General features: G+C 40.1%; 8 protein-coding genes and 2 pseudogenes. All 10 read right to left on the bottom strand.

Features of this window, described 5'->3' with window-relative positions; all coding sequences use genetic code 11:
* Positions 1 to 110 precede the first annotated feature (110 nt).
* Positions 111 to 1,574: a glycoside hydrolase family 68 protein gene (locus tag BW986_RS14550; protein WP_076368601.1), complete on the bottom strand. Its 1,464-nt coding sequence runs from the start codon at positions 1,572 to 1,574 to the stop codon at positions 111 to 113.
* 145 nt (positions 1,575 to 1,719) lie between these two features.
* Positions 1,720 to 3,000, bottom strand: a complete 1,281-nt coding sequence (locus tag BW986_RS14545; protein ID WP_260320860.1) for an ABC transporter substrate-binding protein — start codon at positions 2,998 to 3,000, stop codon at positions 1,720 to 1,722.
* A complete protein-coding gene (locus BW986_RS14540) occupies positions 2,997 to 4,163 on the bottom strand; it encodes a response regulator transcription factor (RefSeq protein WP_076368599.1) in 1,167 nt (388 codons plus the stop codon). The genes BW986_RS14545 and BW986_RS14540 overlap by 4 nt, the downstream gene beginning before the upstream one ends.
* A 5-nt stretch (positions 4,164 to 4,168) precedes the next feature.
* Positions 4,169 to 5,971 (bottom strand): cache domain-containing sensor histidine kinase, encoded by a 1,803-nt coding sequence (locus BW986_RS14535; protein WP_076368598.1) that lies wholly within the window; start codon positions 5,969 to 5,971, stop codon positions 4,169 to 4,171.
* Positions 5,972 to 6,230: 259 nt separating this feature from the next.
* Positions 6,231 to 6,584 (bottom strand): annotated as a pseudogene (locus BW986_RS14530) (iron chelate uptake ABC transporter family permease subunit); the annotation flags it as partial.
* 85 nt (positions 6,585 to 6,669) lie between these two features.
* A complete protein-coding gene (locus tag BW986_RS14525) occupies positions 6,670 to 7,635 on the bottom strand; it encodes a carbohydrate kinase family protein (protein ID WP_076368597.1) in 966 nt (321 codons plus the stop codon).
* Between the two features lie 117 nt (positions 7,636 to 7,752).
* Positions 7,753 to 8,766 carry a glycoside hydrolase family 32 protein gene (locus tag BW986_RS30725; RefSeq protein ID WP_260320877.1) on the bottom strand — a complete coding sequence of 338 codons (1,014 nt, stop codon included), beginning with the start codon at positions 8,764 to 8,766 and terminating at the stop codon, positions 7,753 to 7,755.
* A 999-nt stretch (positions 8,767 to 9,765) separates the two neighbouring features.
* Positions 9,766 to 10,800: pseudogene (locus tag BW986_RS31240) on the bottom strand (glycoside hydrolase family 32 protein); the annotation flags it as partial.
* A 42-nt stretch (positions 10,801 to 10,842) separates the two neighbouring features.
* On the bottom strand, positions 10,843 to 11,745 hold the full coding sequence (locus BW986_RS14515; protein WP_260320876.1) for an ABC transporter permease: 903 nt from the start codon (positions 11,743 to 11,745) through the stop codon (positions 10,843 to 10,845).
* Positions 11,746 to 11,825: 80 nt separating this feature from the next.
* Positions 11,826 to 13,391, bottom strand: coding sequence for a sugar ABC transporter ATP-binding protein (locus BW986_RS14510; RefSeq protein ID WP_076368594.1), 1,566 nt, complete (start codon positions 13,389 to 13,391; stop codon positions 11,826 to 11,828).
* Between the last annotated feature and the right edge of the window lie 36 nt (positions 13,392 to 13,427).

Below are 13,427 nucleotides of genomic sequence, written 5' to 3'. Positions count from 1 at the left end.
AACCATCTTATATTTCTTTTTGTTCACTTAAACTCACCACTTTTCTCTTTTAAAATAGAAAAAAGAAAATGCCAAGTTTCTTGACATTTTCTTTTTCTTTTCACTGGTAACTACTTAACCGTAATCTGGCCTTGTTCAAGAATACTGTCTTTTACTACCGATGTTTTTTTCCCTTTAATGTTAAGCTGGAAGCTTGGGGCAAAGGTAGATTTATTGTTTTCAAAATAACCTCTGTTTGTCATGTAGCTAGTCACTACAACATTATCACTGCCAGCCTGCGGGATTGCATAGTGAGCATAGTTCCAAGTGATGTCATATGGATTCAGATCCTGATGCAGGACGATGCCCGTTTTATTTAATGGTTTATATGGGCCAGTTAAGGAATTAGACGTGTAGCCTAACATGTAAATATCTTGATTATCGATTCCATCAATGGTCATTTTTGATCCTCTTGAACTTGTAAATAAATACCAATTGCCGTCCTTTTTAAAGATGTTTGGACGTTCGATTTCATCTGTGACCGTATTTGAAACAATCAATGGCTTCATTTCTTTTTTCAATGTATAATCGTCGTTTATTTCAATAATTCCAATTGCACCGTTTGCAAGTTCAGCTAACTCTTTTTTAGGGCTATGCAAAAGTTTGCTTTTTTCATCCTGGAAGAATTTATTGCTGTTGCCATAGTAAGCTCTATTGTATAGCGATTCTTCGCCTTGGTAGCCATATTCTGTACCCGTATTTGCTTCAAATACAAGGTATTTGCGGCCGTTGTCTTCTACATAGTGAGGGTCTCTGAAGGTATGATTATCAGCGGAATTTCCGTCCTCTACAAATTTATCTACAGTTTGATAGTACTTGCTGTCTTTGCCTTCATAGATGGATTTGTAATCCTCAACACCATCCACTTTTAATGTTTCAGAATCTGGCTCTGAAAGGTTTACTTGAGCAGTCGTTAAGGTTTGTTTCCCATAATTTCCTGACTCAGGTGTATACGGTTCACGGTTTGTATAGAATAAGCGAACTTCCCCGTCCTCAGTGAAGGTTGCAGAACCTGACCACTCTTCGGCTTGCTCTTTTAGGTAAGGATCATTTGGAACGTTTTTATCATTGTCATCAAATACTCTTCCAGCATTCTTCCAAGCATCAAGAGAATCGTCGCCCACTTTTTTGTAGAACATGTAGATGAACGTATCACTCGCGTTTTTAGGATCGCCTGCTAATCCAAAAACGATATGATATCCTTTGTATTCTGCAACAGTTCCATCAGCGTTTTGCAATGGCCATGTATCCCACACATCTAAATCAATGGTTTCGCCTGATTCCGTTACTTTTTTGGCAGAAGGGATGTTTTTAATTGTGGATTCGTCAAACTTAGGAATGGTATATCTAGTATCACCGTGCTGATTAATCATATCTTTCATAGCTGAACGAGTGATTTGTGAAGTATCGTACGTTTCTTTGTAATCTGCCGGATCCTTTGGAGCTGCAAATGATTGGGTAACAGTACCGCTTAATAGAATGCCAGTACTGAGTATTACTGCTGTTGCCTGTATGGCAAGCCTGCTAAAGTTCATAAGTCTTCCTCCTCGTTTTATGTATTTGCTAATACAATAGAATTATAGGTGATTCCTGAAAAGAGAGGTATGCCACATATTGATTGGAATTTAGTCGTATATTGATATCGTAATTGTGGAAGGCAAAAAAAGCCCCGGCAAGAGGCTATTCCTTCGAAAACCTCTCCCAGGACTTCTGATATTCATTGAGCAGCTGATTGCGGTTCAGCTGTTTCCCGACATAGAGCTGAGTCGCGGCTCCGAATTCTTCTCTAATTCCAACAGGGAAGTGAAACCAGTTAGATGGGACGGTGTTCCCATCTTTGTAATTTCGAAGAGTTTCTTCTGCGAGCGGCCCTATATCATCATCAGTTTTAATGTTCTTAAACGCAGGAATGAATTTGAATTCTTCTGTCATGAACCGTTTTCCTTGTTCTGACGACACCATCCAATTTAAAAACTTCTTGGCTTCTTTTTTCTTTTCAGGAATGGACTGTTTATTTACGGCCCAATAATTTGGAACGCTGACGACAAGGGCTTCCTCTATAGGTCGGTCATTAATCGGAATCGGCATAAAACCGATGTTCATGTCAGGCGCAGCTTGATCGATCATCGGCTGAATCCAGTTGCCTTGCTGAATGATGGCTGCTTTTTCGGAGGTAAACAGATTCACTTCCATTGTATAGTCCGTTGTCAGCGGATTATCGTTTCCGTACTTTATGGTGAGATCCAGCAGGGCAAGGAGATCCTTAAATGTTTGATTGGTACTGATTTTTTCCGTTCCGTTATTTAAATTTCTTATAAAAGCATCAGTATCCTTCTGCTGGGCAAAAGCAACATTCATCAGATGGTCCCCCAATTTCCAGTCTTCATAGTAGCCTGTTGCAAAGGGAGTAATGCCTGCATTCTGCAGCTTTTCGGTAGCTGCTGTCAGTTCAGAAAGAGTGGCGGGCTGTTCAGTAATGCCAGCTTGTTTAAATAGATCCTTATTATAGATAAAGCCATACCCTTCAAGGTTAACCGGCATTCCGTAAATTTTCCCGTCCAATGTGACCGGCGTCAGGGCTTCTTTGTATGCTTGATTAATCCAAGGCTCCCCTGAGAGATCCTCCAGATAGTTCCGCCACAGCTTGGCATTTTCATAGCCGCTGTTTGTAAAGATATCCGGACCAGTGCCGGTCGCCATTTCGGCTTTTAGGTCGGCGAGGTCATCCATTGCGCCTCCAACAGTATGCACCCTGATATTGACGCGGGGATTTTCCCGTTCATAAGCACGCGTCATTTCTTCAAATTGAGTGGAGATTTCCACTTTCGGATTCCTTAAATCCAGCGTGATTTTTCGCTCTGTCATTTCCGTTTTTTTTGGTGGGGCTTCGTCCTGACATGCAGAAAGAGGCAGGCTGACGGCTCCGATTAACAAAAGGGATAAAAACCTGTTTTTCATCATGTCACCCCTTTAGATTCATGTTGATCGTTCCTGTTCCTGAACTCAAAAGGCGTCATGCCGACGACCTTTTTAAATAGCTTTGAAAAGTAGATTTCATCTTGATAGCCAAGCATGGTCGAGATGGAGTAAATGCTTTTGTCTGTTTCTTTCAGCCACGATTTTGCTTGGCTGATTCTAAGCTCCGTGATGTATTTGGACAGGGTCATTCCGGTTTCTTGCTTATACTTTCTTGAGATATGCTCGCGGCTTAAAAAGAAGACATTCGACAGCTTTTCCAGACTCAAATCCTCCATATAATACATGTCAACATAGGAAACCATGTCTTCCATGCGGCGGGCGGCATCTATTTCATCCAGACGATGGATGGATCGGAAGTTTTGTTCCTCGAGCTTTTTCTGCAGAGCCTGAAACGAGGTCCTGATATCCGATAAAGTTTCGACTTGCTCTTCAGTTACAAGCCTTACAGGGATATCGAACTCCTGGCTGATCCATTCCTCAACGGAGAGCCATTGATCGCGAATGGTGATAACAAGGCAGAGGTTAAGATTCGTCTGCAGGGAAAACGCATTTCCTAATTTGCGGTCCGTAAGCTCATCTGAAAGCTTTTGGATATAGAGATCCGGATTGTGCATCTGGTAAAAGGAGAGCAGTGTCAGCTTATAGCCCTCCGATTCAGGAAGAAACTCGGCAAGGCTGATTGAGTCTGAACGGTCCCCCAGACATATCGCAGTGGCTAACTGGTTTCTCCGCATTTTTTTCACATCTTCCAGCACTTCAGCATGTTCAAAGTCATCCTTCCAGGCTTGTACCGATTTTTCCAGTGAATGATTGAACGCTTCATACTCAATCGGCTTCAGCAGGTAATCAAAGCTGCTGTGCTGAATGGCTTTGCGCATATAGGAATAATCGTTATATCCAGTAATGAAAATAACTTTCCCCGGATAGGAAATGGAATCCAGCCACTCAATCAGTTCGATTCCGCCCATACCGGGCATTTTCACGTCTGTAAAGATAATCTCCGGGCGTTCTTTCTCAATCAGTGATTTTGCCTCATGGCCATTTTTGGCTTCCAATAGCTTGGTGATGCCGTATGTTTCCCACTGGCCTAAATGGCGTATGGCGTCCCGCACATTGAATTCATCATCGACAATCAGTGCTTTCACCGTGTTCATCTCCTTTCCTGAAGTAAGTCTTTATCATTTCCAAGGGCAGTCTTTATCGGGATCCTCATGCTGACGGAAAACCCCTGTCCGTCATTCGAATCTACTTTCATTTCTGCACTTGGTCCATACCCCAGAAGCAGCCTGTCACGAATATTCTTCAGGCCTATATGTTCATGCGAATAAGTCCCTTCGTAAGGGGGTGTATAGATATGTTCCCGCAGAGTCTGAAGCTCTTCTTCCGTCAGACCCGGACCATCATTCTCTACAGTAAAGCACAGATCGTTTCCTTGTTTTTCCCCGTTAATGGACAAATGAGCGTTGCTGTAACCTTCCTCATACGTGTGTTTAAAGAAATTCTCTGCTAGGGGCTGCAGAATCATACTTGGAATAGTCATGTCCAAAATGGACTCATCTATATTGACCGAGTAACTTACATTTTCACCAAAACGCTCTGTTTGAAGGGAGAGGTACGCTTTTGTATACTCAGCTTCATCCCGAACCCGTACCCATTGATCTGCCTGCATTGAGTAGCGCATCATTTTGGACAGTGAAGTCAGCAATTGATAGACCTTTGGTGCATTCGACCTGAGGGCAACAGCGCCGATGGATTGTAAAGCGTTAAACAGAAAATGAGGATTGATCTGTGATTTTAACGCCCTGAACTGGTTCTTCCTGTTTTCAATTTCAAGCTTATATTCACGGTCAATGTGGGAATTGATCCGGTTCATCATGTCCTTCATGTGTGACTCCAAATGGCCAATTTCATCGCTTTTGGTATCATCAAAAGGAACATTCATATTTCCGCCTTCAATGGAGCGGACTTTGCTGCTCAACCTGGTAATGGGACGTGTAATCCTATTTGAGATAATGCCTATCATCAACAAACCCAGTATTCCTACGCCGATGCCGACAAGGATATTGGTATATGCGGTTTTCCTGACATCTTCATATAAAGCCTGACTCGACATGATCTTAATCAATTTCCAGCCTTTCAGTGACCCTGATAACTCCTTTGATAAGAGAATATCGTCATCATGCCGGCTCCTATTCCCGTTAAGACGCTGCTTTTCATCTGCAGGAAGAGGTTTTCCAATCAGGGCACGATCATTTGCATACATGACGCGATCCATTGAATCAATAAGCAAAACAGAAGATGCGTCTCCCTGGACAAGGTTATTACAAATGCGGGCATACTCGCCCAAATCAATGTCGATTGTAATCATCCCAAGAAACTTTTTAGAAAGAACGTCCGTAATTTTGTGGTGAAAAGTCATCACTATCGTTTTGTCCGATTTTGGAACAATGGCTGCATTATTGTAATTCTCAAGAGGGTGGGGCGGCTCAATCAAATATTGTGAGTCAGATGTATACAGCTGTTTGATCGGGTCCTGGTTCAGAAAATTCGGCTGATACCTGTGTGTGCTGACCAATGCATTATAGACTGTAAATGACTCATTGTTTTTAGCAATATAGAAACGGATTTGCCGGAATTCGTTTCTCATTAGATAAAAGGTTTCGAGACTCTTTTCCATGGTCTTGGGACTGAAGTAAATGGAGTCTTCAAAGCCGTTATTAAAAATCCGAAACAGATCAGGGTTGCGGTACAGAATATATGGAAAATCAATCATGTCGTCAAAATACTGCTCCAGTTCATCCGCATTCTTCTGTAGCTGCTCCCGGCTGTTTTCAAGTTCATACTGCTCCACACTGTTTTTTGTATAAGTGTATATGAAAAAAACGGACAGGAAATAGGGAAGAACGATGAAAATCAGCAGCATGATCAATAAGCGGCTTTGTATGCTTTTCACAGGAGGCACCTCCTTTCGCAGAAGGCTCTTTTTTAGTCTGTTCTTATTTTCTCACTTTAGCATCCTAAAACTATATCAAATCAAAAAACCAAGTCAATCATGCTTAAGTAGGATTCATGTAAGGGCATGTATCCTTATATTTCGCAGTTAGGGCTTATATTATGTTCCAATCTGCGCTGCGCCAGAAATTTGAAGATGATAAGGCAAACAAAAAAGCTGAAGACTTCTTCAGCTTTTACAATAATATGTGCTTTTTCTCCTACTGCTTCATCAACAAATACATAAAATAAGGAGCCCCTATTATAGCAATCATAATCCCCACAGGTATGCCTTCGGGTTCAATGATGTTTCTCCCGATGGTATCTGCCTGAAGCAGCAGCCAGGCGCCGATCAGAATCGCTACCGGCAGGAAGAGCTGATTTCGAGGTCAAACCGTGCGGAGCCATGAGCCCGACGAAGGCGAAGCCTCCTGTGACAGAGACAGCTGCTGCTGCAAGTGCAACCGAGTCAGCAGCAGGACCGCCCTTTCTTTTTTAACTGAGACTCCTAAGCCTATCGGCACATGTCCACTCATCCCAAGAAGATTCAGCCGATTCGCTTTGTACAGTGTAAATATAAACTAAAAGTCGCGATGCACCTAGACCTCCTAAGCCAGGTGTACCGCGATTTTTTCACAATCCGAAACAATACGATGAAGACTAAATCTTATATATATCCTCTTCGTTTGGTAGAGAAGAAATCGCTCCTACCTTCGTACACACGACGGCACCTACTTTATTTGCAAAAAGAATGATCTCTTTAAGTTTACTAAAATCACTAAGAATTGTGTCACAGGACTCAAGATTTGCAAATTGAAATAAAGCAGCACCGACAAATGCATCACCAGCACCAGTTGAGTCAATTGAATTTACTTCGACGCTGTTTATTACACTCATTCCACTTCCATTTGAAAGAAGAGTGCCTTCCCATCCAAGGGTAACAGCCACTATTTTTACCCCTAAATGATGGAGCATTGCTATTCCATCATATTTATCCATTTTTCCCGTGATTAGTTCAAGCTCTACTTCGCTTACTTTTACAAAGTCAGCCATTGATATACCCTTTCTAGCTAAACTAATAAATTCCTCCACTCTATTTTTCCATAGATCATGTCGAAAGTTAGGGTCAAACGATAGAAATATCCCCCTATTTTGTGCAAATTCCATTGCCTTTAAATAAGTTGTTTTAAAAGGGTTTTCCAGAAATGCAGTTGCAGATCCAAAGTGAATGATCTTTGCACCACTTAATCTATCTAGGTATAAGTTATCCTCTGTTAAATTTCGATCCGCTCCTCTATTGAATACAAAATCCCTTTCACCATTTGCTTGTAAAGAAACAAATGCTAAAGTAGTTGGAGCTAAATCGTCAGTAACAATCATCGATGTATCAACCCCCACCTCTTTTATCGATTCTATTAAAAATAATCCAAATGGGTCATTTCCTACTTTTCCAATAAGACTCGCTTCCCCACCTAGCTTTGAAATAGTAGCTGCGACATTCGCTGGTGCACCCCCGGCTTTCTTTAGAAAGTGATTACCTTCTATTAAATTAACATCAGTATCTGTACAATAAAAATCGATCAAAAGCTCCCCAACGCATATGACTGCGCGGTTTGTTTTATTCATTTACATTACACTCTCCATTCTTGTGATTTTGGTAAAATGAAAGGCTATCGATCATTTTCGACAGCCTTCATAAATTCTTACTATCAACCACTCTTTAATAGGATTGAAATTTAGTCTTTATCTTTTCCATATACTCTTTAAAGGGTAAATTCTCAAAGACTTTAATGTAACTTCTCCACCCTTACTATAAATTTGTAATCCTTTACTTGATGGATCCGGGAAAATTTGATCAGAAATAACCGTTTCACCTTTGTTTCCAAACACTTCTACAGCAGATCGGTCAATGAAAATATGCATTTTCACAGTCCCATTTAATGCATTTAACGGTCCGTCATTCTTACCACCTACATTGTTCCCATAATCAAAGCTTCCTGAACTTGAACGGTCTACGAATAACTGTTTGGTGGCAACATCATAGCCAATAGTCGTATATTCAGTTGCTCCTTTACGAACTTGAAAGCCGAATTCAGTTGCTTTTATATCATCTACATCAAACTCAGCTATCATTTCAAATGTATCTTCTGATAGTTTAGATAGAAGATTACTTTCACCAGATATGACTTTATTTTTATATGAAATTTTTTCACTCTTATCTCGAATGGTTTTTAAAGAAACTGGTGTTTGTTTTAAACGTAAACCTTCATCTGTCTGAGTTAGCTCCATCTTTCTTGGCAATGTCGTTGAACTTCTCCAAGTCGAAGTTGGTGTATTATTTGCATATTGCCAATTACTCATCCAGCCAATCCAATATTTTTCGCCATTCTTACCTTCAATTCCGCTCCAATCTACTGCGGCATAATAATCTGCCCCGTAGTCAGTCCATAACACTTGATCGGAAGGATTTTCATTTTTAAACGTTTTCCCGTCAAAGGTACCTACAAAATATTGCATACCTGACCCGCCTGCAGGGGCGCCATCATTAATGCTTACCTGTAGTACCCATTTTGTTTTTGAAGGGTCACCATCAATTGGTAATTCGATTAGGGTAGGACATTCCCAAATCCCTCCGTTACTACCATGAGTAGAAGGTACCCACTCTCCAGAAACAGCAGACCAGTCTGTAAGGATGCCGCTTTCTTTCGAATCGTCTTTCTCCGGCTCTTTGGCAACTTGGTCTACTTCATTTGGCATGGCCCCTTCATTATAAACATTAACATCATCCATGTTTAAATGGCCCCAACCACCTGTAGCTTGGTCTACAGCTTTAATATATAACACTTCACCAATGTATTTAGAAGCATCCCAGACGTATTTTTGATATTTTTCTTCTTTAAATTTGGTATTGGCTTGTCGAATTAATTCTTGATCATCAGAGGCTCTCACTAACGAAACATAGCGGTTGTTGATATCATTACCACCGCCCAACAGAAAGTTGATTTCTCCAGAGCCATCTAGTTTAAAATATGAGGAGTGCAGTTCACCTGTCGCGTCATCTCCCTTTTGAAGATCAGTAAACCCCCATAAGTGGTAGTTTCCTTGGTGGCCGAAATCCCCTCCCCAGTATGATGGTACATTTGTCACATGATCTTTTGTGAAAGCATTACCTTCGATTGTACTCCACCCAGTTAGATCACCTGTCTCAAAGTCATGATTAGTAATTTCCTTCTCATTTGTCATGATGTTTTTACCAACTTGAACATCTTGGAATAACGTGGATGAATTCCAAACATTTAAGCCAAAATGCCCTGATGAAAAAGTTGAATCATTTACATCATGAATGAGATTACCATCTAAAGATATTTTAATATTTTTTCCATGAGTACTTGCTTTTAAATGGTACCTTTTATCTGTATCTAGATTTGTTGTTTTTTCAGCTAGAATGGATATGTCTCCATTTTCGATTTTCATGATTTTTATTGTATCGTTTAAAGCATCGATATTCGCCATATAACCGTTTGTTGCATTAGGATCTGCACGAAAAACGAGCGAGCCAGCTCCATTGCCGCCTTTTTCCCCAGATATCTCAATGTTTGCTTCATAAAAAAAGTTATCCCCTGTTTGACCACTCATTACAAAAGCATCCTCCGTAGAGGTTCCAGTTTTTCCATCCATCGTGTTCTCCCAGCTTCCGTTTACATCTGTCCATTTTGATAAATTGGTTTCAAAGTTAGATGTATTCTTGAACTCCACATTTCGAAAGGCAGCCGTTGAATTCCACGCTGACAATCCATAGTATCCATAATCGAATTCTATATCTGTTCTTTTTATAACAGATTGATCGTTTACAGAGACTTGAATTTGATCCCCATCTGTTTCCACCTTCACATGGTAGGTAGTCGAAGTTTTGAGGGTAAAAGGTTTTCTCGCAATTTCCTCGTTTCTTCCATCTACATTCTTACTTAATGTTATGACATCGTTTTTGGCATCTAAGCTCACAACATAGCCGTTCTTTGCACTCCTATCTGACCGAAAAACTAAACCGCCTGTCCCTTCTCTCCCATTCTTCTCAATAAGGGTAATATCTCCCTCATAGCTAAATGATTCACCTGTCTGGGATGACATGGTATAAGATGTTCTGTCTAAGCTATTTGCTTGTATTCCACCATCTTCGCCGAATTCACTTGCATACTCCCACTCTTTTAAATTAGGTGAGGTATAAAACATGATCTTATCCTTAGCCGCTAAAGACATAACCCATTGGTTTGATTCTTCATGCCAAAATACTTTAGGATCGCGCCAATCTTGTATAGGAGGGTCTGGCATTACGGGATTCCCTTTATATTTTTCCCAAGTTCTTCCTTTATCTAGGCTATACGCTATACTTTGGACTTGCTTATCCCCTGCATGCGTAAAGATGGCAACCATTGCTTCTTTTCCAAAGCCAGCTGTATTGTTCCAATCAATAACAGCACTCCCCGAGAAAATCTGACCGTTTTCATCCGGCGATAAAGCAATCGGCAAATGCTCCCAATTAACAAGATTTTTACTGACAGCATGCCCCCAATGCATCGGTCCCCATGTCGTTCCATACGGATGATATTGATAAAACAAATGATATTCACCTTTATAAAAAACCATACCATTCGGATCATTCATCCAGTTAGCTTCAGGAGAAAAATGAAATTGATTACGGTATGGTTCATTATAATACCCAGGGTCTTCTGCATATGCACTATTAAATGGTAAACAAGTGACAGTTGAACATATTAGTAGAATACTAATAATCCTCTTCACTTTTATTTCACATCCCTTTTTTAAAAGTAATCGTTATGCTGGACTATTTCCGCGCAATCGGTCTAATAAAACGGCTGCTACAATAACTCCACCTTTTACAACTAACTGCCAATAATAGTTGACATCCATTAGAGTTAACCCATTACTGATTACCCCCATAATTAAAACCCCAATAATTGTGCCTATTATTTTCCCTTTTCCACCTGTTAAACTTGTTCCTCCTAGTATAACAGCAGCAATTGCGTCTAATTCATACATTTGACCAGCAGTTGGCTGTCCAGAAAACAACCTTCCCGCTAAAACGACTCCTCCTAAACCAGCTAGTAAACCACTAATCGAATACACATTGATTAAAGACTTTTCAACCTTAATTCCAGTTAACCGAGCTGCCTCTTCATTGCCACCAATCGCATATATATGACGACCAAACATCGTATATTTAAGAACAAAAAACATCACAACATATACTAAAGACATGATATAAATAGGAGTGGGGATTCCAAAAATACTTCCACCACCGATGAATTTAAATGTTTCGTTTTGCAAAACAATTGGATAACCACCACTAATGACATAAGCGAGTCCACGAACATATGTGAAGCTGCCTAGTGTAACAATAAATGCTGGTAACTTTGCTTTGGCTGTGAGAAATCCATTAATCAGTCCTATTGCATACCCTACTAGTACGCCTGATAACATCGCAATAATAGGATTAACTCCTGCTGAAGAGACCATGACTGAGATAACGCCAGATAGAGCAACTGTTGCACCAACTGATAAATCAATACCACCAGTTAAAATAACAATTGTCATCCCAGCAGCTAAAATAGCAATAATAGAAACTTGTTTTAATACATTCAATAAATTGTCTGTATCTAAAAAATTTGGTGCTGTAAATGAAAGTACTACACACAATAATAATAAAATCATGATCATGCCAAGCCTATTCCATAAAGAATAAAGGACATTTCCTATATTTAGGCGTTGTGAATGTGTAATAGTTTGCGTATTCCCTCTCATTTCTCTCTCCCCCCTTTGGTAGCTAAACGCATAATTATTTCCTGTGTAGCTTCTTCCTTCGAAAGATCGCCTGTTAACCTTCCTTCACTCATGACAAGTATTCGATCACTTACCCCCAATACTTCAGGAAGTTCAGATGATATCATTAAAACGGCCAATCCTTCATCTGCAAGCTTTGAAACAATCTTGTGGATTTCAGTCTTGGCACCTATATCAACCCCTCGTGTTGGCTCATCAAGTAGTAATACCTTTGGTGCAATTGATAGCCACCTAGCGATCACTACCTTTTGTTGATTCCCACCACTTAAGTTTGATACTTGCTGTTCTGGGGAAGCTATTTTTATATTTAAGTCTTCAATATATTGGTTAGCGCTTTCATTTGCTTGCTTCCAACTAACAATTCCTGCTTTAGCGTGTTTTTTCAATTCAGCCATTATGATGTTCTCTTTTACGGACATTGATAAAAATAACCCTTGTTCTTTCCTGCTTTCAGGCACATGTGCAATCCTATTAGCAATAGCATCTATTGGGGATTTGATTCTAACAGATTGACCATCAACCAATATTTCGCCACTTTTCAACTCGGACAAACCGAAAATAGCCCTAACCAATTCTGTTCTACCAGCTCCAACAAGCCCCGCTAAACCAACAATTTCACCTGGGTAAATTTTTAAAGATACATTCTTTACAATCGTGTTATCAGAAACATTTTTCAATTCAAGTACAGGTGAAACTTCCTTTGGATTTTTTGTACCAAAAGCTTTTGACCGATTAAACAAGTCCTTTAAATCCCGTCCTACCATTAGCTTTACGAGATGATCAGGATTTGTCTCTTCAATCGGCCCACTTGCAATCCATTCGCCGTCACGTAATACAGTGAACCTATTAGAAATTTTAAAGATTTCTTCCATTCTGTGAGAGATATATACAATGGCAACTCCCTGCTTTTTCAAATCATCAATAATTTCAAACAGCTTTTTTATTTCTTTATCTGTTAAAGAGGCGGTTGGTTCATCCATTATGAGTACCTCTGCATTAAAGGATAATGCTCGAGCGATCTCGACCATTTGTTGTTGAGCAACACTTAAGGTCGAAACCAATTGGCGTGGATTTAGATTCGACCCCATTGAATCTAACACCTCTTGGGCACGTTCATGGACCTCATCCCATTTCACCATTCCTAAACCATTTCTAGGAAAGGTCGAACCCATTAAGATATTTTCACTTATTGTTAAATTAGGAGAAAGATTTAACTCCTGATGAATAACACTAATTCCTTTGTTCCTTGCATCTGTAGGGTCCTTCCATAAAATTGGTTGACCTTTTAAGTAGATTTTCCCACCATTGTCATCAGGTGTATGAATGCCTGCGAGGATTTTCATGAAAGTTGACTTTCCAGCGCCATTCTCTCCCATTAATGCATGTACTTCACCTGGATAAAGTTCAATTCTCACATTATCCAATACGGTTACATTTGAGAACGTTTTACTAATCCCTTCCATATTCAACACTGGCTTTTTTAGACTTTGTTGGCCTTTAAGGGACATTTCATTGACAGCCATACCTTTATCTCACCCCTTATATTGATTTGAATAGGC

It is taken from the genome of Peribacillus simplex (assembly GCF_900156045.1).
Lineage (GTDB): Bacteria > Bacillota > Bacilli > Bacillales > DSM-1321 > Peribacillus > Peribacillus simplex_D.
Note: the sequence above shows the minus strand (reverse complement) of the source record. Positions and strands in the feature narration are given on the sequence as shown.

Excerpts from the sequence above, each read along its gene's own strand:
- BW986_RS14550 (WP_076368601.1), bottom strand. The coding sequence starts at position 1,574 with ATGAACTTTAGCAGGCTTGCCATACAGGCAACAGCAGTAATACTCAGT.
- BW986_RS14545 (WP_260320860.1), bottom strand. The coding sequence starts at position 3,000 with ATGATGAAAAACAGGTTTTTATCCCTTTTGTTAATCGGAGCCGTCAGC.
- BW986_RS14525 (WP_076368597.1), bottom strand. The coding sequence starts at position 7,635 with ATGAATAAAACAAACCGCGCAGTCATATGCGTTGGGGAGCTTTTGATC.
- BW986_RS30725 (WP_260320877.1), bottom strand. The coding sequence starts at position 8,766 with ATGCCAAATGAAGTAGACCAAGTTGCCAAAGAGCCGGAGAAAGACGAT.
- BW986_RS14515 (WP_260320876.1), bottom strand. The coding sequence starts at position 11,745 with ATGATCATGATTTTATTATTATTGTGTGTAGTACTTTCATTTACAGCA.
- BW986_RS14510 (WP_076368594.1), bottom strand. The coding sequence starts at position 13,391 with ATGGCTGTCAATGAAATGTCCCTTAAAGGCCAACAAAGTCTAAAAAAG.